This window comes from Streptomyces sp. T12 (assembly GCF_028736035.1).
GTDB lineage: Bacteria > Actinomycetota > Actinomycetes > Streptomycetales > Streptomycetaceae > Streptomyces.
The window spans coordinates 9,781,640-9,805,810 of the sequence record NZ_CP117866.1 but is presented as its reverse complement, the minus strand read 5'-3'; the positions used below and the strand labels follow the sequence as shown (position 1 = coordinate 9,805,810).

Sequence of the window (24,171 nt, the reverse complement as noted above, 5' to 3'; positions counted from 1 at the left end):
CTCCCCGCTCCTGGAACGGCATTCGAACTGTCACCGTCGAGCACCGTCAACTTCCGGATCCGAGAAGGAATCCCAGTCATGGACGTCTTCACCGCACAAGGCAGCGGACTCGAACGACGCACCCCACACGAAGTCCTCCTCATCGAGCCCTGCGGGCCGCAGTCGGTACGAGTCCGCGCCCGCCCGGGCCAGGCTCCGGACGACACGCTCCCCGGCGCCCTGGACGTTCCCGTCACCGCCCATGCCGCCACGGTGACCGCGCACGCCGACGGCGGCGCCCGCATCGTCAACGGCCGCCTCACCGTGGAGGCCGACGAGGACGGCTCGCTGCGCTTCCTGCACAGCGCAACGGGCCGCGAGCTGCTCTGCGACAAACGCCCCTACCAGGCGTGCCCGCAGGCGCGCTCCTACGCGCCACTCGCCGACGGCAGCCACCGCGTCGAGCAGCGCTTCGGGGCATACGACGGCGAGCGGATCCACGGCCTGGGCCAGCATCTGCACGGCTACCTCGACCAGAAGGGCCTGGTGATCGATCTGGTCCAGGGAAACACGGTGGTCACCATCCCGTTCCTGCACTCCTCCCGCGGCTACGGCCTGCTCTGGAACAACCCCGCGATGGGCAGGGTCGAGCTGGGCAGGGACGCCACCCGCTGGGTCGCCGACTCGGCCTGCCAGATCGACTACTGGATCACCGCGGGCGACACCCCGGCCCACATCATGGAGGCATACGCCGAGGCCACCGGGCACCCGCCGCTGCTGCCCGAATGGGCAGCCGGTTTCTGGCAGTCCAAGCTGCGCTATCGCACGCAGAACGAACTCCTGGCCGTCGCCCGGGAGTACAAGGAACGCGGACTGCCGCTGTCGGTGATGGTCTGCGACTTCTTCCACTGGACCCACATGGGCGACTGGGACTTCGACCCCGCCGACTGGCCCGACCCGGGCGCCATGATCAAGGAACTGGAGTCGCTCAACGTCAAGTTGGCGGTGTCCGTCTGGCCCACCGTGGACGCCGGAAGCCGCAACCACCACACACTGCACGACGGCGGACTCCTCGTCGACGACAGCCACGGCGGCCTGCTGGCCTTCCCCTGGCCCGCCCGCGACCACGGCACGGACCACCAGCCGATGACCTACGTCGACGCCACCCATCCGGCTGCCCGCCGCCACCTCTGGCAGCAGCTGAGCGAGCACTACCACTCGCTCGGTGTCTCCGCCTTCTGGCTCGACGCCTGCGAGCCGGACATGCCCCTCGAACTGGCCGCCCGCGCTGACTACTCGGCGGGCCCCGGTGTCCAGGTGAGCAACCTCTACGGGAAGTTGGTCGCCCGTGCCGTCGCCGAAGGCTTGACCGAGTCCGGCGACGAGCGCCCGCTCAGCCTCGTCCGCTCAGCCTGGGCAGGCAGCCAGCGCTACGGCGCCGCACTGTGGTCCGGCGACATCAAGCCCACCTTCGAGTCACTGGCCCAGCAGATCCGGGCCGGGCTGAACGTCGCGATGAGCGGCATCCCGTGGTGGCACACCGACATCGGCGGCTTCCTCGGCGGCGACCCCACCGACCCGGCATACCAGGAAGTACTGGTCCGATGGTTCCAGTACGGCACCTTCAGCCCCATCATGCGACTGCACGGCGACCGTGCGCCGAACCACCCCACCTTCTCCGCGGACATGACCGGTGGACCGAACGAGGTCTGGTCATACGGCCCACAGGCATACCCCATCCTGACCGCGCACCTGCGGCTGCGCGAGCGCCTGCGCCCCTACCTACTTGAGCTGTCCGAACAGGCACACCGCACCGGGTCGCCGGTGATGCGTCCCCTGTTCTTCGGCTTCCCCGAGGACGCGCACGCCTGGACCGTCGACGACCAGTTCCTCCTCGGACCCGACATCCTCGTCGCGCCGGTCGCAGCAGCCGGCGCCCGCAGCCGCACCGTCCACCTCCCAGCCGGCGCCCGCTGGACCGACACCGCAACCGGCAAGCTCCACGGAGGCGGCACCACGCTCGACGCCACCGCGCCACTGGACCGCATCCCCGTCTTCGTCCGCGAAGGCGCCGCCGTCACGGACGCGTTCAAGGAGTTCCAGGCGGGAGCTGCACGTGGGTGAAGGAGCCCGACGAGCGGGCCGCCGGTGACGCCGCGACTCCCAGCGCCGTCCTCCTCGCACACACCCTGCCCTCGACCGGCGCCGCTGCCTGGCCGCCGCCGTCGGCTCCGGTGCGTCGTGCCCTCGCTGACCCTGTTCCTGACCCTGCGGCATGCCTTCGTCACCGGCACCGCCACGTCCCGACCCAAGTAACCGACTCTGCCGATCCCGGAGCCGCACCATGACCACGCGCCCCGTCCTCTCCGTCCCCGGCATCGCCTACGGCGCCGACTACAACCCCGAACAGTGGCCCGAGGAGGTGTGGGTCGAGGACATGCGCCTCATGGGCCAGGCCGGCGTCAACATCGTCAGCGTCGGCATCTTCTCCTGGGCCCTGCTGGAGCCCTCGGAGGGCGTGTACGACTTCTCGCGCATGGACAGGATCCTGGACCTGCTGCACGAGAACGGCATCGCAGCCGACCTCGCGACCCCGACCGCGGCGCCCCCGGCGTGGTTCTACCGTGCCCACCCGGATGCGCTGCCGGTCGACAAGGAGGGCCGCCGGCTTTCGTACGGCAGCCGCCAGACGCTCTGCCCGTCGAGCCCCGTCTACCGCGAGGCCGCCCTGCGCATCACGCGCGCACTCGCCGAGCGGTACGCCGGCCACCCGGCGCTGGCGATGTGGCACATCCACAACGAGTACGGCTGCCACAACAGCGCCTGCTACTGCGACACCAGCGCGGCGGCGTTCCGGGCCTGGCTGCGTACGAGGTACGCCGACGACCTGGCGGCGTTGAACGACGCCTGGGGCACCACCTTCTGGGGCCAGTGGTACTACGACTGGGACGAGATCCTGCCCCCACGGGCGAGCGCCGCCGGCCCCAACCCGTCCAACCTGCTGGACTGGCGCCGCTTCTGCTCGGACGAACTGCTGTCGCTGTACAAGGCGGAGCGGGATCTGGTGCGGGAGACGACCCCCGCCACTCCGGTCACCACCAACCTCATGGCGATCACCGACGCGCTGGACTACTGGCGCTGGGCGCCCGAGCTGGACGTGGTGGCGAACGACCACTACACGATGTCCACCGACCCCGAGCCGGAGACCGAGATCGCGCTGAGCAGCGACCTGATGCGGTCGCTGGCGGGCGGCCCCTGGTTCCTGATGGAGCACTCCACCGGCGCGCTGAACTGGCACACCGTCAACCGGCCGAAAACGCCTGGCGAGTTGCGCCGCAACGCCCTCGCACACGTGGCCCACGGCGCGGACGGCATCGCGTTCTTCCAGTGGCGGGCGTCGAAGGCCGGCGCCGAACAGTGGCACTCGGCCATGGTTCCGCACGCCGGCACCGACAGCCAGATCTGGCGGGACGTGGTCCGACTGGGCACCGACCTCGGGGCGCTGGCCGAGGTGCGCGGCAGCACCGGCACCGCCGAGGTGGCCATCACCTGGGACTGGAACGCCCGTTGGGCCCTGGAGTTCCCCGCCCAGCCCAACAGCCAACTGCGCTATGTGGACCTGGTGCGCTCCTGGTACGAGCCGCTGTGGCGGGCGGGCGTCGCCGTGGACTTCGTACGCCCGGACGCGGACCTGTCGTCGTACCGGCTGGTCCTGGTTCCGGGCCTGTACCTGGTCGACGACAAGGGCGCGGCGAACCTGGCGGGGTTCACTGAGCGGGGCGGCGCCCTCGCGGTCGGCTTCCACAGCGGAGCTGTCGACCAGAACTGCCATGTCCGGCTGGGGGGTTACCCCGGAGCGTTCCGCGAGGTGCTGGGCGTCAGTTCGGACGAGTACTTCCCGCTCCAGCCCGGCGAGACGATCGGACTGAGCGGGGGCGGTACGGGCTCACTGTGGTCGGAACGCCTGCGCCTGGCGGGAGCGGAGGCGGTGACGACGTACACCGACGGGCTGATGACGGGCGTCCCCGCCGCGACCCGGAACACGTACGGCGACGGCACGGCCTGGTACTTGGCCACGCACCCTGACCCGGCCACCCTCGCGTCCCTCCTCACCACGGTGTACACCGAGGCCGGAGTGGAGCCGGTCCACACGGCACCCGAGGGCGTCGAGGTGGTGCGCCGCCGATCGCCGTCCGCGGACTACCTGTTCCTCATCGACCACGGGGGCCGCGGCGCTGCGGTATCCGTCGCCGAGGACGCGGTCGAACTCCTCACCGGCAAGGCGACGCCGGGTTCGGTGACGCTGGCACCGGGAGAGATCGCGGTGGTGCGCGAGCCGCGGCACGGCTGACGGGACGATCCCGTCAGGACTGTCGTTCGAACATGAGAAACAAGCACTCCTTTGCGCCGATCCGTGCGACCTGTTCCGCACGGAACGTGCGAGGTGGAGGTCCGGGAAGAACTGCCTCGACGTGATCCCGCGTACCGGGATTCGACGACTCCGCCTGGCCGCCGGTGCAGGTCCTCGGCAGCTTCGACCCGTCCGTCCTCTTCCCCGCCGGCAGCCCGCCGGTCCGCCGGGACGCTGGGATGCCGTACTGACCGACGGCAGGCTCAACCCCTCGCCCCTGAACTCCGCGAGCAGGCCGGTGCGCGAGCCGTACAGGTTCCGGGGTGCCACCGTTGAAGCCGGGCAAGGTTCTCGTGCAGCCGCTCCAGGGAGGGGTCGGAGCAGGCGAACCAGTCCGCCCGCTCACTGGGAGGCGCCGAGGCCACCGACCGCTATGTCCTGCGGGGCGACGCGGAGCCAGAGGAGTGGGAGCCCCGCTTCACCTTCCACCGCGCACCGCCCTCGTCCGCGGCCTGTTCGGCGGCCAGGTCCCGCAGCCAGGAGGCGAGGAAGTCCCGGACGTCGTACAGGAAGGCGCCGGTGGGTGCGAAGACCTGGGCGTCGCCGGTCCAGCCCAGGCGCTCGTCGCGCTGCGGGCAGTCGGTGGGCACGTCGAGGGAGTGCAAGGTAAAGCTGCACGCCGGAGGGCACCCATTCACCGGGACGCGACCTGGTGTCGATCGACGCACGACCGTGGACTGGAGAGGAACGAGGGGTGACCACCATCATCAAGACCGCGTCCGTACGCCGGCTGGACCGCGGCGCGTATTGTCATCGCCGTCGGCGGTCTTGCCTGGATGACGCTCGCCCACTACCCCAACCGGCACGGCCTGGACGTGGCCGTCTACGAGCGTGACACCTCCATCGGCTCCAGCGCGGCGTGCAGGGCGGAGGTACCGGTGGAGTCGCGGCTGTGGGAGCTGTTCCCCGCGACCTCCGGCAATGCCGAACGACGACATGCTGCTGTTCGACGAGCAGCTCAACCTCCGGCCCGGCCGCGACAAGCCCGCCACCGAGGGCACCGGGGTACCCACCGGCATCCCCGGGCACCTGGTGGTGTGCCGCTCGACGCTGCGCCGGATCCTCTACCTGGGCCTGGAGAAGGCCATGCACTTCGGTGCCAAGGTCACCGGATACCGGTCCAACCCCGACGGCACCGTCGCCGTGCTCCTGGACAACGCTGAGAGTGTCGAGGCCGACGTACTGATCCCCGCCGACGGCATCAACTCCGGCGTGCGGGCCCAGAGGTTGCCGCAGGTGCGGGTCGCCGACCTGGCCGCACGCCACCAGGAGCCGAGTTTCCAGGACGAAGCCACCAAGAACTGTGTGCCCGTCAGTGCCTGGGAGCCCTCGAACGTCACCGTGGCGGGCGACGCGATCCATGCCATGAGCCCGTCCTGCGGCATCGGCGCCGACACCGCGCTGCGCGACGCACACGTTCAGGGAGGAGAACTGCGCGCCGCCGCGCGGGGTGAGAGGGGCGTCGCAGACGCATCGGCGCCCATGAAGAGGCCATGCGGGACTACGGGTACAAGGCTCTTCGGATGTCCGCGGCGGTGGGCGAGAAGGTGATCGGCCACCTGCCGCTGCCCCAGTAGGCAGCTCCCGCGCGGCCACGCTCAGCGGGGCGGGCACGCACGAGGCCGACGACCATCGGTGTCAGAGCACTCAGCAAACGCTGAGCCTCGGCACCGATGAGAACCGACAGCCGGGGTGAGAACAAAACCTCAGCCCGGCTGTCGGCGGCACAGGGTCTGCTACCTACCGAGAGGGACCTACGTCGGCAGTCGGCCGATGTCCGCATGGCGGCCGTCGAGTTGTTGACGCAGGTGCCGGTTCTCGGTCACGCCTTGGTGCAGGGCTCCGCCGAGGGCTTCCTTGTCTTCCCTGAGGCTCGGAGTTCCTCGGCATCCGTTACGTGGAGTTCTTCGGGTTTCCGATATCGCAGGCGAAGTCGTCTCGGCGTCTGGTGTGTCACACGCGCGGCAGCCGACACACCTTCCGCGAGCAGGTGCTCAGACACGTCCGGCGTCGTCAGTCATGGCGGGTGCCTCGACATCGGCGCCGCGCGTGGACGCCGCGACACCGGTACGGGGCCGGGTCTCGACCACGGGGGCGAGAAGCTTCGATCGGTTCAGGGCCTGGTTCCGGCCCGTTCGGATCGATCTCCAGGTGCTGCTGATGTCACGTTGGGACGGGCCTATCAGGAATCACGTGTAGTTCGCCTTTTGGTCTGAGGGCGACGCCATTTCTTCCTCATTTCCTGTTTCAGGAAGACCCTGCTGGATCCCTGTCCGGAAATTTCGTGATCTCTCAGCAACGTTATTCGAAGGGCTGATCGGTCTACGCTCGTGTAGCGGCAAGGCGGCCGCCGAAGAGGACGTCGAACTCGTTGAGTGCGGCATTCCAACGGTTGTTCCGGCGTCGGCGGCCGCGGCCGGTGGGGCCAGGCAAGAGTGGCCACGTAGAGGAACTTGAAGGCGACACTCTCGGTGGGGAAGTGTCCGCACGCCTGGGCCGTGCGCCAGCCATCGAGCTCCTTCCGGCAAAGCGGTGGACCCCTGGCTCGCCCGCTGTTGGCAGCGGATTTCAGTTTCACGCGTGTCGCGCCGCACGCACAGTCCAGCTCCCGCCCGACCACGGCCGACCTCAGCGCGGCGGTCGCCGGTGTTCGTATACAACAACTGCGGAAGCGATTCTGCGTTTGACAGCATCACCTATTCATGCTCGAGCAATTTCGATATCTTGCCGCTCGATCACAAATCCGTCGCCCCCGTCAAGCGCGAAAACAATCACATAAGGGAGGGCGCCCGTCGTCGAGAACCGAGGTGTTACGGTTCATTCGGTCCCGAGACGGGCCTGTGTGCCGCGTCCAGCTCTATTGACAATCGGGCAACAGAGCTTGACAGCAGCGCCCACTGTCATGCCCAACCCACTGTCTGGAATCTCCCGGAACTTCAATTGATGTTCCACTTCTCTTTCTCGCTCCCGTGGAATTACCGCACCTTCTGGCTGTCCTTAAGGAGTTCTCCGTTGTCTGCCGACAGTACGATCACCACTCCCGCTCAGGCGGGTGCCGATGCGACTGGGGCGTCCCCGGGCAACCGACACCTCGGCATAGCGCTCTTCGTGATCGCCGCGGCCCAGCTGATGATGGTCCTTGACGGCACCATCACCAACATCGCCCTGCCCGCCATCCAGACCGACCTCGGCGTCTCCGACGCGAATCTGGCCTGGATCGTCAACTCCTACGCCCTCGCCTTCGGCGGCCTGCTCCTGCTCGGAGGCAAGGCCGGCGACCTGTTCGGACGACTGCGGATGTTTCAGATCGGCATCCTCATATTCACCCTGGCCTCTTTGTTGGGCGGACTCGCCCCGAACGAAGGGCTGTTGCTCGGCGGCCGAGTGTTGCAGGGGGTCGGCGCCGCGATTGCCGCTCCCAGCGCGCTGGCTCTGATCACCACCACTTTCCCGGTGGGCAGGTCACGCAACACGGCCATGGGTGTGTATGCGGCTATGGGTGGCGTCGGCGCCACGGTCGGAATGCTGCTGGGTGGTACGTTGACCGACGCCCTCAGCTGGCGCTGGGTGTTCTTCATCAACATCCCCATCGGCCTGGCTGTCCTCGCCGGAACGAAGAGCCTGGTCGAGGCCGAACGCCACCCCGGCCGCCTGGACATCCCCGGCGCGATCACGGGCACGGGTGGCCTGATCGCCCTCGTCTACGCCATCACCCGAGGCGGGGAACACGGTTGGGCGAACGGCCTGACGCTGACCTCCTTCGTAGTGTCCGCCCTGCTGCTGTGTGTGTTCCTGGTCCTCCAGTCCCGCGTATCGGACCCGATGATGCCGTTGCGCATGTTCAAGGACCGCAATCGCAGCGGTAGTTACGCCACGATGTTGCTGATCGGTGCGAGCATGTTCGCCACGTTCTACTTCCTGACGCTGTACATGCAGCTGGTCCTGGGCTACAGCGCGATCAAGACCGGCTTCGCCTATCTGCCCTTCAGCATCGGCATGTCCGCTGCCGCAGGCGTCAGCTCCAAGCTGGTTGCCCACTTCGCACCGCGGCTGATCGCCGCACTGGGCTTGACGATTGGGGCGGCAGGCATGTTCTGGTTCGCCACCCTGGAGACCGACTCCTCGTACGCAGCTCACCTGGTGCCCGCAATGTTCGTCACCGCCGTAGGACTGGGGGCGGCCTTCGTCCCGCTGACGGTGACTTCGGTCAGCGGCGTGGACCACCTGGACACAGGCGTCGCCTCGGCGCTCCTGAACACTGCCCAGCAGATCGGCGGCGCGCTCGGTCTCGCGGTTCTGTCAACGATCTCCACGTCGGCAGCAGACGACAAGCTGCCCGAGGCGGCTTCCCGCCTGTACCGGGGCCTCGCCACCAAGGACTTCGGCCTGGTCTCGAAGGCGAGTGAGGCGCTGACACACGGCTACACCATGGCCTTCGTCGGCGCGGGCGCCATGTTCCTGGTCGGCGCAGTGGTCACAACCCTGGCCGTGAACGCCGGCAAGCAGCAGCACACGGAAGGCGCGGCGCCCGCCCACATGGGCTGACCTCGCGGAGGGCGAGCTCACGCCTGCGCGGGGACGACATTCCCAGCTGGGCGGCCGGGTGGCCCAACCGAACCTCAAGACGGCCAGAACGATGTGGGGCGCGAGGCATCGCATCGTGCTGCCAAGCGCCCACGGAGAAGGAACAGCCATCATGAACACCCCGCGCTGCACTCAGCGGGAGCACCGGTCCGACGCCCCGCGGCTGCCCGAATCCCTTCTGGCCGCTGATCGGGCCCTCGCCCTGCTGGGCAAACCCTGGAACGGCCTGATCATCGCGGCCTTGGGCAAAGGTCCAGCCGACTTCGCCCAGGTTCGCGATCGAATCCCCGGCATCGGCGACCGCCTGCTCGCCGAACGCCTCCGGGAACTGGCCACGGTTGACCTCGTGACCCGAACTGTCCCGCCGGACCCGTCCTCGCGAACCCTCTACGCACTCTCACCGCACGGCAATGCCTTCCTCATTCCCCTCGCTGCCGTGATCGTGTGGGCGGAGGAGCACTTCCCTGCGGCCGGCGCACCAGCGTCGGACTGACCGGCCGTACCAGCTCGTCGAGTTCCGTTCCCGCGCAGGTTCAGCAAGCAGCGGCGGTTACGGGAGCGACGACAGTGCGACATCCACAGCCGCCCGGTGCCGGCGCTCTGCAAAATCACCACCGAAAGGGAACTCCCGCCATGCGCAAGGCGACACTGCTTTCCCGCACCCTCATCGCTCTGGCACTCTCGATGATGGTCGGATGCTCCGACAACGCGTCGGAACCGGCTCCGGCCCCGAGCCCCGGGGCGGCGACAGGTAGCCCCGACGCGGCGCGTGCCGCTGGCGGCACCGGTTCGGCCGCTGCCGGTTCGAAGAGCATCCCGGGCTCAACCGCAGCCGCTGCCACCGGCGGTGACACGGCACTCACCATCGGCAGCAGTTACAGCACGCGGGCCACCGACTGCACAGGGCGCGACGTCGTCATCGAAGGCCAGGCGAGCACAGTCGGGCTCACCGGACGATGTGGAACGGTCACCATCGGCGGCCGGTTCAACATGGTCACCGTGGAGGCGGCCGACACCATCAAGATCACGGGCAACTCCAGCACGGTGATCGCGGAGACTGTCGGCGCCATCCGTTTGGACGGCGCCGTCTTCGTCACCGTGCGCTGGGTCAAGGGCACCGAGGGCAAGGAGCCCACCGTTTCCGGTAACGGCAGGTCCTGCACCGTGGCCAGGATCAGCGGACAGGAGTACGAGAGCCGGATCAGGCCCTGACATGATCAGGGCACACGACCGATGGGCCGCGAGTGCCAGTCGAGTTCGGTCTCCCGATAGCGACGCCGTTCGCCAGCATGATCGCTAACAGCGGTGGGCGAGGCCGTGTTTACCCGCAGACGCAGAACCCTCACCATGTCAGAGCTACTGCGCCGGTGTCGGCATCCGCATCACCGGTGGCACCGACAGCCGCGCACCGACTCGACTTGCGTCACAGCCGCTTCCGCCCGCTTCGGGTTCGAACCGATCAGCAGTGCGACCCGGCACCCGCGCTGGTGATCAAACCGGATCACCCAACGTCGGCCTTGCCCTTTTCGCAGGTCTCCTCCCGCCCGGCAGAAGGCGCCGTGCGCCAAGGCCGCAGCCGCCCTGCCCCTGCCCCCAACCACGACACACTGGCTACGACGCCCCCGCGGGCAGGGACGGGAACGCCACCCTACGACCGCCCCTCAGCCCCTTGCCGCTCCGGCGATTCGCCTCCACGGCAGCTGATCATGTCGTTGACCTGCAACAACCCAACGATCAGAGCAAGGGGAAGGCGGATTCGACCAGATACGACCCCGACCACCCAACGCATCAATGAGCAGCCGCAGCCTCGATCTGCACCCATACGATTTCTGCCGCTGTACCAGCCGTTCAGTCCGAGACGTAGTCAACAGGCGCGGTATGCCCGGAGCAGGACCACCAGCACGACGAAGTACCGGGCCAGGTCGGACATGGTCCTCCTTACATTTCTGGAAGACCTTAGCCAAAATTCCCCATGCACAACCAGTGCACACTCGGCCGGGAACTCCTGGGCAATCCCGGGAAGTGGAGGGAACTACTCCGAATCCGCTACCGAGATTGCCCAGGTCAGCAGGGGTGCAGGTCACGCCCAGGAAGTCACCGGCACGAACGAACTGTCCTGCCGGAACAGGTCCGTTCCGTCCGACCGTTCGACCCGCAGCTGGTAGCTGTAGTGCCGCAGGTAGTAACCGGGGTAGTTGTACGACTCGAAGCGGATCGAACCGCTCGACGTGCCCGTGCGGGCGACGAACGTGGCGTCCTTGGCGAACGTCGACGTCCCGTCGTTGGCGTCGAAACGGGCCCGGAAGTCCCAGTGGCGCAGATACCTGCCGGACGAGTCGCGGAAGGAGTAGCCGTTGGCGTCGGCGAGGCCGGGCACGACCGTGAACGTCGAGGCCTGCTTCTCGGCGGTGGCGCTCGAGCTGCTGACCACCGGGAGGTTGAGCAGGGAGGACTGCACCTGCCAGTACCGGGTGGAGTAGTTGGCCGACTGGAAGGAGCGGGTGACGTTCTTCGCCAGGGTCGGGCCGCCCGAGACGGTCTCCTTGATGACCGTGAAGTGGCGGGCCGTTCCGGAGACTGCGGGCAGGGCGGCCGGGGCGGACCAGGTGGCGAAGGTGTCGTAGCTGTCGGTGTAGTAGTACGTGCCGTCGCCGTAGCCGTCGAAGAAGAGCCGCCAGCCGCCGTTGTCGAGCTGGACCAGCGCGGGGCCCTCGCGGTAGCTGCCCCAGCCCGCCCAGTTGCCCGTGCGGGAGATCGTGTAAGGGCCGGTGAGGTTCGACGCCGTCGCGTACTCGATGTACTTCGTCGTCTCGTTCTTCGTGAAGGCGTGGTAGGTCGAGCCGATCTTCACGAGGAACGTGTCGATGTGGTTCGCGCCGATGCCGGCCAGCGCCACCGGTGAACTCCACGCCGTCAGGGCGGAGTTCGTGGCCTTCAGCAGATACGGCGTGAAGATCCACTCGTCGTTGGTGGTCGAGCAGGACACGATGACGTTCACGCTGCCGTCGCTGTCGACGAACCACTCCGGCGCCCAGGCGCGGGAGAGATTGGCGATCGGGACCGTGTAGTCGTACAGGAACGTCCAGTTGACCCGGTCGGTGCTGCGCGCGAAGCCGATGGTGGTGCTGGTGTCCTGCCAGGTGTGGGTGGTGTAGGTGATGTAGTAGTAGCCGTTGGTGTGCTTGAAGATGCTCGCGTCGCGGATGCGATTGCTGGGCGGCGTGTAGGCGGAGGCCTTGGTCAGACGGAAGTCGGTGGCGTCGTCCGACTGATAGACGTTCACGGTCCCGTCGTTGCTGTTCAGGAACGGCACGATCGTGTAGCGGGTGGCCGAGCCGCTCGGCGGTGCGGCCGCCAGTGCCGTGCCGAGCAGGCCGGGGGCCTCGCCCAGGATCAGCGCCGAGGCGGGCAGGGCGGCCATCGCGCGCAGCAAGCTGCGGCGGGACGGGGTGTGGGGACGTCTGGTCACGGGGCGGCTCTCCCTCAACACATGTTCGATATCACGAACGCAGTTCGGAAATTCGATCAGAAGGTAGGCGTGAGGTCCGGGCACGTCAATGGTTTGCACATGAGGAGACGGGGCCTGGGAGAAACCTGTGGTGAACCTGGGAGCCGCACCGGGCGAAACCGTTCCGCAGCCGACCCCCGGAGGTTACCGTTCGGTAGACAATGTCGTCCCGGAGGTGCCCCGCATGACACGCGACCGTGCCGCAGGCCTCGCCGAGTCCGCCCGAGCGCTGGCTGACGGGGAGGTGACGTCACGGGCGCTCGTCGCGGCGGCGCTGGCGCGGATCGAGGCGACCCAAGGGACCCTCAACGCCTTCCGGGTGGTCCGGGCCGAGGCCGCCCTCGTCGAGGCGAAGGCCGCCGACGCGGAGCTCGCCGCCGGGGTGCGCAGGCCACTGCTGGGCGTACCGGTCGCGGTGAAGGACGACATGGACGTGGCGGGCGAGCCGACCGCGTTCGGCTGCGGTGGGGAGTTCCCGCCGGTCACCGAGGACGGCGAGGCGGTACGGCGGCTGCGCGCCGCCGGTGCCGTGATCGTCGGCAAGACCAACACCTGCGAGCTGGGGCAGTGGCCGTTCACCGAGGGGCCCGCCTTCGGCGCGACCCGCAATCCATGGCACCCGGACCACACGCCGGGCGGCTCGTCCGGCGGTTCCGCGGCCGCCGTCGCCGCAGGCCTGGTGCCCGCCGCGCTCGGCTCGGACGGCGCCGGCTCGGTGCGGATCCCCGCGTCCTGGACCCATCTGATCGGCATCAAGCCACAGCGCGGCCGCATCTCCACCTGGCCGCGCGGCGAGTCGTTCCAGGGCATCACCGTCAACGGCACCCTCGCCCGTACGGTGGCCGACGCGGCCCTCCTGCTGGACGCGGCCGCCGGCAACCACGATCTCGACCCGCACCGGCCACCGGCGATCAACGCCTCCGAGGCCGTGGGCCGCGACCCCGGCCGACTGCGCATCGCGCTCTCGCTCAAGCCGCCCTTCACCGCCGTGCCCGCCCGGCTGCAACCCGAGGTGCGGGCCAGGGTCGTCCAACTCGCCGAGAAACTAAGCGCGTTGGGGCACACCGTCGAGGAGGCGGATCCGCCGTACGGCCAGATCGGACTGACCTTCGTCCCCCGCGCGACGGTCGGCATCGCCGAGTGGGTGAGCGTGACCCCGTCCCCCGCGCTCCTCGACCCGCGCACCCGGGGCGCCGCCCGGCTGGGCCGGCTCCTCGGCGGGGTGCCGCTGCGCGCGGCCCGGCGCGCGGAGGCGGTTCTGCACCGTCGTATCGGCGCGTTCTACGAGTCGTACGACGTGATCCTGACCCCCACCACGGCCGCTCCCCCACCCCGGATCGGCGCGATGCTCGGGCTCGGCGGCTTCGCCACCGACCGCGCGATGATCGCCGCCTGCCCCTACGCCTGGCCGTGGAACGTGCTGGGCTGGCCCGGCGTCAACGTCCCGGCCGGATTCGTGGACGGGCTGCCCGTCGGCGCCCAGTTGCTGGGGCCGGCGAACAGCGAGCCCCTGCTGATCTCGCTGGCCGCGCAGTTGGAGGCGGAGCTGCGCTGGCACGAGCTGTGGCCGCCGCAGCAGGGCGAGGAGGAACCCGTCGCGGTCGGCTGAGGCGACGCCGACACCGACCCTCCGGCCCAGGCCCTACCCTGGGGCCATGGACGACGTGTCGATGGTCGGGCTCATGGGGCGGGTCACCGGGACGATCGGGCCGGGACTCGTCGGCGAGGTGATCGTCCGGGTGCGCGGCGGCGCCGAGCACTTCCTCGCCTATCCCGCCTCGGGCGCGGACCGCATCGAGCGGGGCACGGTGGTGATGGTGGTGGAGTACCTGCCGCCCAGAACCGTCTACGTCCAGGCCGCATACGACAGTTGAGCCCGCGCAGGCGCAGGTGAGAGCCGTCTGCGTCAAGGTTTCGACAAGGATCCGTCAGCGCCTGTACCCGGGCCTCGCGCAGGCGCACACTCCCTTCGTTCGGTGCCGAAAGGGCACCATGCAAAGGGGGCGCATGCCGATGGTTGTCGGCGTCGTTGCGGGGGCGGCAGTTGCCGCCGTCCTCGTTCTGATCGGTGTGTTCAAGATGATGTGGCGGGTCGCGGAGCCGAACGAGGCGCTCATCATCTCCGGCTCCAAGCACCGTACGGAAGGCATCGAGGAGGGCATGGGCTTCCGTATCGTCACCGGGCGCGGCACCCTGGTGCTGCCCGGTGTGCAGGCGGTGCGCAAGCTGTCGCTGGACCTGAACGAGACCGAGCTGCAGGTGGACTGCGTGACCCACCAGGGCATTCCGCTGAAGGTGCGGGGCGTGGTCATCTTCAAGGTGGGCGACGACTTCGTGTCGATCGCGAACGCGGCCCGCCGCTTCCTGGACCAGCAGAAGCTGATGTCGGAGCGGGTGCACAACGTCTTCGCCGGTCATCTGCGGTCCATCGTGGGCGGGTTGACGGTCGAGGACATGATCCGCGACCGCGAGAAGCTCACCGGGCAGACGCGTGCGGCGTGCGGTACGGAGATGGAGAAGCTCGGGCTCATCGTCGACTCGCTGCAGATCCACGAGATCGAGGACCCGACCGGGTACATCCAGAACCTCGCCATGCCGCACGCGGCGGCCGTCCAGCGGGACGCGCGCATCGCGCAGGCGGAGGCGAACCGGCTGGCCACGGAGGCGGAGCAGCAGTCGTTCGCGCGGATGGCCGAGGCGACCCGGGACAGCGAGATCCTGCAGGCCGGCTACCAGGCCGAGCGCGACAAGGCTGGCGCCAAGGCCCGGCAGGCCGGTCCGCTCGCCGACGCGGCCGCCCGGCAGGAGGTCGTCGTCCAGGAGACGCGGGTCGCCGAACTGGAGGCGCACCGGCGCGAGCAGCAGCTCCAGGCCGATGTCCGCAAGCCCGCGGACGCGCAGGCGTACGAGAAGCGCACGCTGGCCGAGGCCGAGCGCGACGCGCGGATCTCGGCGGCGCAGGCCAAGGCGAAGGAGACGGAGCTGGCTGCCGCGGCCGAGGCGACCCGGGTCAAGACGGCCGCGGGTGCCGAGGCCGAGGCGACCAAGACGCGCGGTGCGGCCACGGCGGCCGCCACCCGGGCCACCGGTGAGGCCGAAGCGGCCGCGGCCCAGGCCAGGGGTCTGGCGGAGGCCGAGGCGACCAAGGCGCAGGGCCTCGCGGAGGCGGAGGCCATCAAGGCCCGTGCCACCGCCCTCGCCGAGAACCAGGAGGCCGTGGTCGCCCAGCAACTCGCCGAGAACTGGCCGGAGATCGTCAGGGCCGGCGCGTCCGCGTTCGGCAACGTCGACAACATGGTGCTGCTCAACGGCGCCGACGGCATGGCGGACATGTTCGCCAAGGCGCTGACCATGGGCGGCACGGGACTCGGGCTGGCCCGTCAGCTGCTCGCCTCGATGAACCAGAACGGGCAGGCGTCGAAGGAGGCTTCGCCGCTCAACGGGCTCGCCCAGAAGGTACCGATGGACGTGCCGATGGACGAGAAGTGACCCTTCACGCGTAACTCACGGGGGCAGCCCCTAAGGTGCCCCCGTGAGCACGTTTACCGACGAGAACGTCCCGGGCCGCTACGGCCCCACCGCCACCGCTGAGGCCGACCCGCGCGAGGTCGGCAAGGTGCGCACCGAGTACTCCCCCGCGCACGACGGCGACCCCGACCCCGGGGAGATCGTCTGGACCTGGGTGCCCTTCGAGGAGAACGACGGGCGGGGCAAGGACCGCCCGGTGCTCGTGGTGGCCCGGGAGGCGGCCGGCACCTTCCTGGCCGTGCAGCTGTCGAGCAAGCGGCATGACGGGGACCGCGAGTGGGTGGCCATCGGCAGCGGGCCCTGGGACCGGTCCGGCCGCGACTCCTGGGTGGACGTGGACCGCATCCTGCGTCTGCACGAGGAGGGGATGCGCCGGGAGGCGTGCGCGCTGGACCGCGGGCGGTTCAACCTGGTGCGGCACCGGCTGCACGAGCGGTACGGCTGGAGCTGACCGCCACCGCTTCCTTTCGGCGATTTTCCGTCCCCGGCGCGATGCCGCGCCCGCACGCTCATGGCGCCACCCCCGTGCGCGCCATGAGCGTGCGACCGCGTCGACGGCGTGCGGCCGCGTCGGCCGCACGCGGTCTCCCCCGTCGTGCTGACGCAGGCATCGTGAGCGATGCTGGTCGTGCGGTGCAACAGAGTTTCCCGGGCCCCACAGCCGACCGAAAACTGCCGGGAAAGTCCCTGCGAACCCCCGGAGAGCGGAGATTACCGACGCGGAACGTGCCGGTACGCACCCTTGTGCGAAGCGACGAGAGGGTCTTGGGTGGGACGAGTGTGCCGGCCCGCCCACAAGATCCGGGCCGGGCGGCACCGTGGACTCTCAGGAGGATCGCGACATGTCCGATTCGGTGAGTGACTGTACGGAGCAACCCCGCTCCGCCGTCACCGAAGCCGAGGTGGAGGCCCTGGTCAGGGGCATCTGCTTCAAGACCGGCCCACCCCGCACCCTCGGGGTCGAAGTGGAATGGCTCGTCCATGAGCTGCGAAGCCCGCAGCTCCCCGTGACACCCGAACGACTCGAAGCGGCCTACGCCGCACTACGGACCGTGCCCCTGAGGTCGGCGCTCACCGTCGAGCCCGGCGGCCAGCTGGAGCTCAGCTCGCCGCCCGCCGCCTCCCTGATGGAGTGCATCGGTACCGTCTCCGCCGACCTCGCCGCCGCCCGCGCGGTACTGCGCAAGCACGATCTCGGTCTCGTCGGCATCGGCAACGACCCCTGGCGCTCGCCCCGCCGGTTCCTGCGCGAACCGCGGTACGACGCCATGGAGGCCTGTCTGGACCGCACGGGCCCGGCCGGCCGCGCCATGATGTGCACCTCGGCCTCCGTGCAGGTGTGCCTGGACGCCGGATACGAGGAGCCCGGCCCGCTGGGGCACGGGCGGCGCTGGTGGCTGGCGCACCAGCTGGGCGCGGTCCTGGTCGCCGCCTTCGCCAACTCCCCGCTGGCCGGGCACGAGCCCACGGGCTGGCTCTCCACCCGGCAGCTGCTGTGGATGGAGATCGGTGCGGGCCGCGCGGGCGCACCCCCGCTGGACGGCGATCCGCGGGCCGTCTGGGCGCGGCACGTGCTGGACGCCCCGGTGATGTGCGTCAGACAGGACGGCGGCCCGTGGCACGTCCCGGACGGGCTGACGTTCCGGGAGTGGACCAGGTCCGGGGTGCCCAGGCCGCCGATGCACGAGGACCTCGACTACCACCTCACGACGCTGTTCCCGCCGGTCAGGCCGCGTGGCCATCTGGAGCTGCGCATGATCGACGCGCAGCCCGGCGAGGACGGCTGGATCGTGCCGCTCGCCGTGACGACCGCGCTCTTCGACGACCCCGAGGCCGCGGAGACCGCCTATCGCGCCGTGAAGCCCCTGGCCGAGCGCTCCCTGTCGCTGCCCGCGCCGCACAATCCGCTGTGGATCGACGCGGCCCGCTCGGGCCTCGCCGACCCGGAGCTGCGGGAGGTGGCGGACACCTGCTTCACGGCGGCGCTGGAGGCACTGCCCCGGCTGGGGGCCACGACCGAGGTGGCGGACGCCGTGGCGGCGTACCGGGACCGCTATGTCAGCAAGGGCCGCTGCCCGGCCGACGACCTGCTGGACGAGCTCTACGGCACGGACCGCACCCTGCACGGGAAGGACTTCCGGACATGACCGACCCCGCCCTCGACGCCGACACGCTCCGCGAGCGGGCTGTGACCACCCTCACCACCGCCCGTGCCCGGACGACCCTGCTCACCAGCTGCGTCGACGACCCCGACCTCACCGCCCAGCACTCGCCGCTGATGTCCCCGCTGGTGTGGGACCTCGCGCACATCGGCAACCAGGAGGAGCAGTGGCTGCTCCGGGCGGTCGCCGGGCGGGAGGCGATGCGGCCCGAGATCGACGGCCTCTACGACGCCTTCGAGCACCCGCGCGCGGCACGCCCCTCGCTGCCGCTGCTGCCGCCGACCGAGGCCCGGCACTACGCGTCCGAGGTGCGCGGCCGGGTGCTGGACCTCCTGGAGAGCACGGCCTTCCACGGGACGCGGCTGACCGAGGCGGGCTTCGCCTTCGGGATGATCGCGCAGCACGAGCAGCAGCACGACGAGACGATGCTGATCACCCATCAGCTGCGCAAGGGCCCGCAGGCCCTGACCGCCCCCGACCCGGAGCCGGCGCCCCTGCACACGGGGCCGTCCGAAGTGCTGGTCCCCGGCGGCCCGTTCACCATGGGCACCTCGACCGAGCCGTGGGCGCTGGACAACGAACGCCCGGCCCACGTGCGCGAAGTACCGCCGTTCTTCATCGACACGACCCCGGTGACGAACGCCGCGTACCAGGCGTTCATCGAGGACGGCGGCTACGAAGACGACCGCTGGTGGACGGCGGAGGGCTGGGCGCACATCCGCCAGAACTCCGTCCACGCCCCGCTGTTCTGGCGCCGGGACGGCAAGCAGTGGCTCAGGCGCCGCTTCGGCGTCACCGAGGTCGTGCCGCCCGACGAACCCGTGCTGCACGTGTGCTGGTACGAGGCCGACGCCTACGCCCGCTGGGCCGGGCGTCGGCTGCCCACCGAGGCCGAGTGGGAGAAGGCCGCCCGCCACGACCCGGCCGGGGACCGCTCCATGCGCTACCCGTGGGGCGACGCCGACCCGGCGCCGGAACACGCCAACCTCGGACAGCGGCACCTTCGCCCGGCACCGGCCGGAAGCTACCCGGAGGGCGAATCCCCCCTCGGCGTACGGCAGTTGATCGGTGACGTGTGGGAGTGGACGGCGAGCGACTTCCTGCCTTACCCGGGGTTCCAGGCGTTCCCGTACAAGGAGTACTCGGAGGTGTTCTTCGGGCCCGAGTACAAGGTGCTGCGCGGCGGTTCGTTCGCCGTGGACGCGGTCGCCTGCCGGGGCACCTTCCGCAACTGGGACTATCCGATCCGGCGGCAGATCTTCTCCGGGTTCCGTACGGCCCGCTCCGTGGGGGACGTCTGATGTGCCGTCATCTCGCCTATCTGGGCCCCGAGGAGCCGCTCGGCAGACTCCTCGTGGAGCCCGCGCACGCCCTGTACCGCCAGTCGTGGGCGCCTCGGCGACAGCGGTACGGGACGGTCAACGCCGATGGTTTCGGAGTCGGTTGGTACGCCGAGGGGGACCCGGTGCCGGCGCGGTACCGCCGGGCCGGGCCCGTCTGGGCGGATCTGTCCTTCGCGGATCTGGCCCGGGTGGTGCGCTCCACCGCGCTGCTCGCCGCCGTACGGGACGCGACGCTGGCGGGCGCCGACGCGGAGGCCGCGGCCGCGCCGTTCGCCGCGGGTCCCTGGCTGTTCAGCCACAACGGCGCCGTGAAGGGCTGGCCGGGCTCACTGGCACCGCTCGTTTCGAGCCTGCCCGCGGTGGACCTGCTGTCGATGGAGGCCCGCAACGACTCGGCGCTCGTGTGGGCGCTGGTCCTGGCCCGGCTGCGCGGCGGCGACGACGAGGGGCAGGCACTGGCCGACACCGTGCTGGAGGTCGCCGAGGCGGCTCCCGGCTCCCGGCTCAACCTGCTGCTCACCAACGGCGAGACCATCGCCGCGACCGCCTGGGGCGACACGCTCTGGTACCTGCACCGGCCCGGCGGCGGCACCGTCGTGGCCTCCGAGCCCTACGACGACGATCCGCACTGGCAGGAGGTCCCCGACCACACCCTCCTCGCGGCGAGCCGCACCGATGTGCTGCTCACCCCGCTCAAAGACCCGAGCGACGCCCCGGCGCACGCACGACCGAAGGAGCCCAGCACGTGAGTCCGTTCCTTCTCACCCGCACCCTGCCCGAGGACGCCACCGACGCCGCACTGCGCGCCGACGTCCTCAAGGGCCTGACGAGCACGCCCAAGACGCTGCCGCCGAAGTGGTTCTACGACGCACAGGGCAGCGAACTCTTCGAGCAGATCACCGAGTTGCCCGAGTACTACCCGACCCGCGCCGAGCGCGAGATCCTCGTCGACCGGGCCGGGGAGATCGCCGCGGTCACCGGTGCCCGCACCCTGGTCGAGCTGGGCTCCGGCTCCTCGGAGAAGACGCGGTACCTCATCGACGCGCTGACCGGGCTGCACACGTACATCCCCGTCGACGTCAGCGACAGCGCCCTCACCCAGGCCGGACAGGCGCTGATCGAGGAGCGGCCGGGGCTGGACGTGCACGCGCTGATCGCCGACTTCACCGGCGGACTGGCCCTGCCTCAGGCGCCGGGTCCCCGGCTGGTGGCGTTCCTCGGCGGCACGATCGGCAATCTGCTGCCGGTCGAGCGCGCCGCGTTCCTCGCCTCGGTCCGGGCGCTGCTGTCCCCCGGTGACGCGCTGCTGCTCGGCACGGATCTGGTCAAGGACGAGAAGGTCCTGGTCGAGGCCTACGACGACGCGGCCGGGGTGACGGCCGCGTTCAACAAGAACGTCCTGACGGTGATCGACCGCGAGTTGGGCGCCGACTTCGATCCCGGCGCCTTCGACCACGTGGCGCTCTGGGACGCGGACCACGAGTGGATCGAGATGCGGCTGCGCTCCCGTACGGCACAGACGGTGAAGGTGCCCGCGCTCGATCTCGCCGTCGACTTCGCGGCGGGCGAGGAGATGCGCACCGAGGTGTCGGCGAAGTTCCGCAGGGACGGCGTCCGCGCGGAACTGTCGGCGGCCGGGATGGAGCTGGCGCACTGGTGGACGGACGGTCAGGGCCGTTTCGCGCTGTCGCTGAGCGTGGCGCGGTGAGCGCCTGTCCACAGGCTCTCCGGGACAGCTCGCGCGTTGCCCCGCCTTGGGGCACGGTGGAGTGACGTGTGTGAGAGGAGCACCCGCATGTCGAATCACACCTACCGGGTCACGGACATCGTCGGCACCTCACCCGAGGGCGTGGACCAGGCCATCCGCAACGGTATCGAGCGCGCCTCGCAGACCCTGCGCAACCTGGACTGGTTCGAGGTGAGTGAAGTGCGCGGCCAGCTCGAGGAGGGGCAGATCGCGCACTGGCAGGTGACCATGAAGGTCGGCTTCCGCCTGGAGTAGGCCGGGCAGCACGCCCGCCGGGCCCTCAGGTCCGCCCCTCCCGCTCCTGCGCCACCTTCAGCGCGGCGGAAGGGGCGGTCCAGCGCGCCCGTACGACGGTGAAACCGGCCCGTTCGGCGTCCTCGCAGACGAGTTCGTCGTCGTCCACCAGCACCCGGATCTCGCGGGTGCCGGCGAGGCGGCGCAGGATCTCCAGCTTGGTGCGCCGGGCGGGCCTGCGGTCGTCGTTGCGCCGCATGTACAAGCGCCCTTCGGGCAGCCCGTGTGCCGCGAGCCAGTCGAGCGTGTCACGCCGGCAGCGCTCGGGCCGTCCGGTCAGATAGCGGACCTCGCACTCCTTCGCACTCTCCAGCACCAGCGCGACGCCCTGCGCGAGGGGCGGATCCTGCGGGGCGGCCGCGAAGAAGGCGTCCCAGTCGCGCGGTGTGCGCTCCAGGAAGTGCTGCCGGTGTCCGGTGTCGGCGAGGGTGTTGTCCAGGTCGAACACGGCGAGCGGGAGTCTGTCGCTGTCGGTCACGCCCCTCACCCTAGGGCCTGTCTGACCATTCCCGCCCGCCCCGTGAAGCCTGCCCCGTGGCGCCTGCCCCGCGACGCCTGTCGCCGCGTCACCTGGCCCCCGTACCCCGGCAACCTCCGCGCGCCGGGCGGCCACTGCTCTGCGACACGGCACGCAGGCGGAGGCGGGAGGCCCCGATGGGCAGCACAGCGAGCGGCATGCGCGGTACGGCGATCTGGACGGCGGCGGCGGTGGGCGCGGCCCTGCTGACGGTACTGGGCCCGGCGAGCGAGGCGTCCGGCGCGGCGACGCTCGTCGTCGCCTCCGACGGGAACGACGCGGCGCCGGGCACCCTGGCCCAGCCGCTGCGGACCATCCAGCGGGCCGTGGACCTGGCGAAGCCCGGCGACGTCATCACCGTACGCGGCGGCACCTACGCCCTCACCGACAACATCACCATCTCCACCTCGGGCACCGCCTCCCAGCCGATCAGCCTCGGCCCCTACCAGGGCGAGCGCGTGGTCGTCGACGGCGAGCAACTGCCCGCCAGTCACACGCCGGTGGGCGGCAGCATCCCCCGGGCCGAACGCGGGGCGATCCACATGGAGGCCTCCCACTGGCGGATCTCCGGCCTGGAGCTGGTCAACGGCCCGTACGGCATCTATTGCGACGGCTGCAACAACAACGTCTTCTCCCGGCTGTCGACGCACGACAACTACGAGTCCGGCTTCCAGCTCCAAGGATCCTCCAGCAACAATCAGATCCTGAATCTGGACAGTTACGGCAATCGCGACCCGCGCAAGAACGGTGAGAGCGCCGACGGTCTGGCCATCAAGGAGGGCAGCGGAACCGGGAACGTGGTGCGCGGGGCCCGGTTGTGGAACAACGTCGACGACGGGTTCGACGCCTGGAAGTTCGCCTCGCCGATTCAGATCGAGAACACGATCGCGTACGGCAACGGCTACAACCGCTGGAACTTCCCGGACTTCTCGGGCGACGGCAACGGCTTCAAGATGGGCGGCGGCAGCCCGGCGCCGGCGGTGGCCCACATCCTGCGTAACACGATCTCGTATCGGAACGCGGCGCACGGTGTCACGGACAACGGCAATCCCGGCGCCATGACGCTGACCCGTAACACGACCTGGGCCAACGCCGGCACCGGCTTCGACGCCGACATCCCGGGCGGCGCCGCCACTCTGACCGCCAACCTGTCCGTCGACGACGCACGCGCGGCGGCCGTCGGCTCGGGGACGGTCGCCAGCGGCAACTCCTGGAACCTGGGCGAAACTTGGAACGCCTCCTCGGTGCTCAGCACCGACCCGGCCCCGATCACCGGCCCGCGCTCCGCCGACGGATCGCTGCCGTCGGCCCCGAACTTCCTCGTGCCGCGGAGCGGCGCGGCTGTCGGCGCCCGGTTCTGAGCCGCGCTCGGCCGGACTGTCCCGCACGGGTCGCGTTTGAGACAGTCCGGCCGAAAGAAATGGTCCGGACTATTTCCCGGAGGGCCCTTTTCGCAGGCCACACAAGGCCGCGAAATGATCACGAGGGGCATGAATGCGCCACCGGAGTACGGCAATTCAGCTCGGCGGTTGATTCTTCAAAGAGCCCGCTGCCATACTCCGGCTTCCGGACCCGCCGCCGCTCGCCCACTCCCCATCACAAAACCGCGCCCCCGTATGTCCGGCATGCCGCAGCAAAGAAGGTGCGCCTGTGCCCGAATTTTCACCCTGGCACGACAATTCTTTCACATCCAGTTCCCCGCAAAATGAACCCGCGCCGTCCCGGCGCATATCCGAAGACCCCGAATTTCACTCACTGCGCCGCGCACAGCGCAGGTTCGGTGTCCGCGCGACGATCCTGTCGGTCGGCGGATTCCTGCTGTACGTACTGCTCTCGCATTCCGTCCCGGGCCTGATGAACCAGCGTCTGCTCGGCCACCTCACGCTCGGTCTCGCCCTGGGTCTCGGGCAGTTCGTCGTGATGGGCGTGACGGCCTGGTGCTACGTCCGGCACATGCGCACCCGGGTCGACCCGCTCGCCCGCGGCCTGGGCTCGCGGCTGGACCAGCACGAGGCCAACTCGCTCCGCTCCGCCGCGCACCGCGGCGAGGCCGCACAGACCGTCCAGCCCGGCCCCAGGGGGTACCGCACGTGGTGAC

General features: G+C 69.9%; 19 protein-coding genes and 1 pseudogene. 17 read left to right on the top strand and 3 right to left on the bottom strand.

The genetic code is table 11. The annotated features are described in order from the left end of the window. Positions 1-78 precede the first annotated feature (78 nt). The gene (locus PBV52_RS43965; RefSeq protein WP_274246910.1) at positions 79-2,103 is read left to right on the top strand and encodes a TIM-barrel domain-containing protein; all 2,025 of its coding nucleotides are present in this window, start codon (positions 79-81) and stop codon (positions 2,101-2,103) included. Positions 2,104-2,323: 220 nt separating this feature from the next. Further along, positions 2,324-4,330: a beta-galactosidase gene (locus PBV52_RS43960; protein WP_274246909.1), complete on the top strand. Its 2,007-nt coding sequence runs from the start codon at positions 2,324-2,326 to the stop codon at positions 4,328-4,330. 497 nt (positions 4,331-4,827) lie between these two features. On the opposite strand, the pseudogene PBV52_RS43955 reads toward PBV52_RS43960, so the two are convergent. Next, a pseudogene (locus tag PBV52_RS43955) lies at positions 4,828-4,986 on the bottom strand (hypothetical protein); the annotation flags it as partial. 325 nt (positions 4,987-5,311) lie between these two features. Between PBV52_RS43955 and PBV52_RS43950 the strand changes: the two are divergent. The 4 genes from PBV52_RS43950 to PBV52_RS43935 all read left to right on the top strand — a co-directional run bounded on the left by PBV52_RS43950 (position 5,312) and on the right by PBV52_RS43935 (position 10,186). Beyond that, complete coding sequence (locus PBV52_RS43950; RefSeq protein ID WP_274246907.1) at positions 5,312-5,941, top strand: NAD(P)/FAD-dependent oxidoreductase; 630 nt, start codon at positions 5,312-5,314, stop codon at positions 5,939-5,941. A 1,461-nt stretch (positions 5,942-7,402) separates the two neighbouring features. Next, positions 7,403-8,935 carry an MFS transporter gene (locus PBV52_RS43945; RefSeq protein ID WP_274246905.1) on the top strand — a complete coding sequence of 511 codons (1,533 nt, stop codon included), beginning with the start codon at positions 7,403-7,405 and terminating at the stop codon, positions 8,933-8,935. Between the two features lie 151 nt (positions 8,936-9,086). Further along, positions 9,087-9,467, top strand: a complete 381-nt coding sequence (locus PBV52_RS43940) for a helix-turn-helix domain-containing protein (RefSeq protein ID WP_274246903.1) — start codon at positions 9,087-9,089, stop codon at positions 9,465-9,467. Positions 9,468-9,607: 140 nt separating this feature from the next. Then, positions 9,608-10,186 (top strand): DUF3060 domain-containing protein, encoded by a 579-nt coding sequence (locus PBV52_RS43935; protein ID WP_274246901.1) that lies wholly within the window; start codon positions 9,608-9,610, stop codon positions 10,184-10,186. A gap of 868 nt (positions 10,187-11,054) precedes the next feature. On the opposite strand, the gene PBV52_RS43930 is transcribed toward PBV52_RS43935, so the two are convergent. Further along, positions 11,055-12,443, bottom strand: coding sequence for a glycoside hydrolase family 43 protein (locus PBV52_RS43930; RefSeq protein WP_274246899.1), 1,389 nt, complete (start codon positions 12,441-12,443; stop codon positions 11,055-11,057). A gap of 223 nt (positions 12,444-12,666) precedes the next feature. Between PBV52_RS43930 and PBV52_RS43925 the strand changes: the two genes are divergently transcribed. From PBV52_RS43925 to PBV52_RS43885, 9 genes are all read left to right on the top strand, one after another. After that, positions 12,667-14,091, top strand: a complete 1,425-nt coding sequence (locus tag PBV52_RS43925) for an amidase (RefSeq protein WP_274246897.1) — start codon at positions 12,667-12,669, stop codon at positions 14,089-14,091. A gap of 46 nt (positions 14,092-14,137) precedes the next feature. After that, on the top strand, positions 14,138-14,356 hold the full coding sequence (locus tag PBV52_RS43920) for a hypothetical protein (protein WP_274246895.1): 219 nt from the start codon (positions 14,138-14,140) through the stop codon (positions 14,354-14,356). A 133-nt stretch (positions 14,357-14,489) separates the two neighbouring features. After that, positions 14,490-15,971, top strand: a complete 1,482-nt coding sequence (locus tag PBV52_RS43915; RefSeq protein WP_274246893.1) for a flotillin family protein — start codon at positions 14,490-14,492, stop codon at positions 15,969-15,971. Positions 15,972-16,014: 43 nt separating this feature from the next. After that, positions 16,015-16,461 carry a type II toxin-antitoxin system PemK/MazF family toxin gene (locus tag PBV52_RS43910; protein WP_274246892.1) on the top strand — a complete coding sequence of 149 codons (447 nt, stop codon included), beginning with the start codon at positions 16,015-16,017 and terminating at the stop codon, positions 16,459-16,461. A 391-nt stretch (positions 16,462-16,852) separates the two neighbouring features. Beyond that, the gene (gene egtA / locus PBV52_RS43905) at positions 16,853-18,157 is read left to right on the top strand and encodes an ergothioneine biosynthesis glutamate--cysteine ligase EgtA (protein ID WP_274246890.1); all 1,305 of its coding nucleotides are present in this window, start codon (positions 16,853-16,855) and stop codon (positions 18,155-18,157) included. Further along, positions 18,154-19,473: an ergothioneine biosynthesis protein EgtB gene (gene egtB, locus PBV52_RS43900; RefSeq protein WP_274246889.1), complete on the top strand. Its 1,320-nt coding sequence runs from the start codon at positions 18,154-18,156 to the stop codon at positions 19,471-19,473. Before egtA ends, egtB begins: the two co-directional genes overlap by 4 nt. Continuing rightward, on the top strand, positions 19,473-20,264 hold the full coding sequence (gene egtC, locus PBV52_RS43895; RefSeq protein WP_274246886.1) for an ergothioneine biosynthesis protein EgtC: 792 nt from the start codon (positions 19,473-19,475) through the stop codon (positions 20,262-20,264). The genes egtB and egtC overlap by 1 nt, the downstream gene beginning before the upstream one ends. Further along, on the top strand, positions 20,261-21,223 hold the full coding sequence (egtD, locus tag PBV52_RS43890; protein ID WP_274246884.1) for an L-histidine N(alpha)-methyltransferase: 963 nt from the start codon (positions 20,261-20,263) through the stop codon (positions 21,221-21,223). Before egtC ends, egtD begins: the two co-directional genes overlap by 4 nt. 87 nt (positions 21,224-21,310) lie before the next feature. Further along, positions 21,311-21,517 carry a dodecin gene (locus tag PBV52_RS43885; protein WP_274246882.1) on the top strand — a complete coding sequence of 69 codons (207 nt, stop codon included), beginning with the start codon at positions 21,311-21,313 and terminating at the stop codon, positions 21,515-21,517. A 25-nt stretch (positions 21,518-21,542) separates the two neighbouring features. Here PBV52_RS43885 and PBV52_RS43880 read toward each other — a convergent pair whose 3' ends face one another. Further along, positions 21,543-22,034, bottom strand: coding sequence for a hypothetical protein (locus PBV52_RS43880; protein ID WP_274246880.1), 492 nt, complete (start codon positions 22,032-22,034; stop codon positions 21,543-21,545). Between the two features lie 176 nt (positions 22,035-22,210). Here PBV52_RS43880 and PBV52_RS43875 point away from each other — a divergent pair, with 176 nt between their 5' ends. Next, entirely contained in the window at positions 22,211-23,434 is a 1,224-nt protein-coding gene (locus tag PBV52_RS43875; RefSeq protein WP_274246878.1) for a right-handed parallel beta-helix repeat-containing protein, read from the top strand. A gap of 289 nt (positions 23,435-23,723) precedes the next feature. Then, the gene (locus tag PBV52_RS43870) at positions 23,724-24,170 is read left to right on the top strand and encodes a DUF485 domain-containing protein (RefSeq protein WP_274246876.1); all 447 of its coding nucleotides are present in this window, start codon (positions 23,724-23,726) and stop codon (positions 24,168-24,170) included. The last annotated feature ends 1 nt before the right edge of the window (position 24,171 follow it).

Coding starts and splice junctions, on each gene's coding strand:
- egtB (WP_274246889.1), top strand. CDS start 18,154: ATGACCGACCCCGCCCTCGACGCCGACACGCTCCGCGAGCGGGCTGTG.
- PBV52_RS43950 (WP_274246907.1), top strand. CDS start 5,312: ATGCCGAACGACGACATGCTGCTGTTCGACGAGCAGCTCAACCTCCGG.
- egtA (WP_274246890.1), top strand. CDS start 16,853: ATGTCCGATTCGGTGAGTGACTGTACGGAGCAACCCCGCTCCGCCGTC.
- PBV52_RS43885 (WP_274246882.1), top strand. CDS start 21,311: ATGTCGAATCACACCTACCGGGTCACGGACATCGTCGGCACCTCACCC.
- egtC (WP_274246886.1), top strand. CDS start 19,473: ATGTGCCGTCATCTCGCCTATCTGGGCCCCGAGGAGCCGCTCGGCAGA.
- PBV52_RS43875 (WP_274246878.1), top strand. CDS start 22,211: ATGGGCAGCACAGCGAGCGGCATGCGCGGTACGGCGATCTGGACGGCG.
- PBV52_RS43925 (WP_274246897.1), top strand. CDS start 12,667: ATGACACGCGACCGTGCCGCAGGCCTCGCCGAGTCCGCCCGAGCGCTG.
- PBV52_RS43965 (WP_274246910.1), top strand. CDS start 79: ATGGACGTCTTCACCGCACAAGGCAGCGGACTCGAACGACGCACCCCA.
- PBV52_RS43940 (WP_274246903.1), top strand. CDS start 9,087: ATGAACACCCCGCGCTGCACTCAGCGGGAGCACCGGTCCGACGCCCCG.
- PBV52_RS43920 (WP_274246895.1), top strand. CDS start 14,138: ATGGACGACGTGTCGATGGTCGGGCTCATGGGGCGGGTCACCGGGACG.
- PBV52_RS43960 (WP_274246909.1), top strand. CDS start 2,324: ATGACCACGCGCCCCGTCCTCTCCGTCCCCGGCATCGCCTACGGCGCC.
- PBV52_RS43915 (WP_274246893.1), top strand. CDS start 14,490: ATGCCGATGGTTGTCGGCGTCGTTGCGGGGGCGGCAGTTGCCGCCGTC.
- PBV52_RS43935 (WP_274246901.1), top strand. CDS start 9,608: ATGCGCAAGGCGACACTGCTTTCCCGCACCCTCATCGCTCTGGCACTC.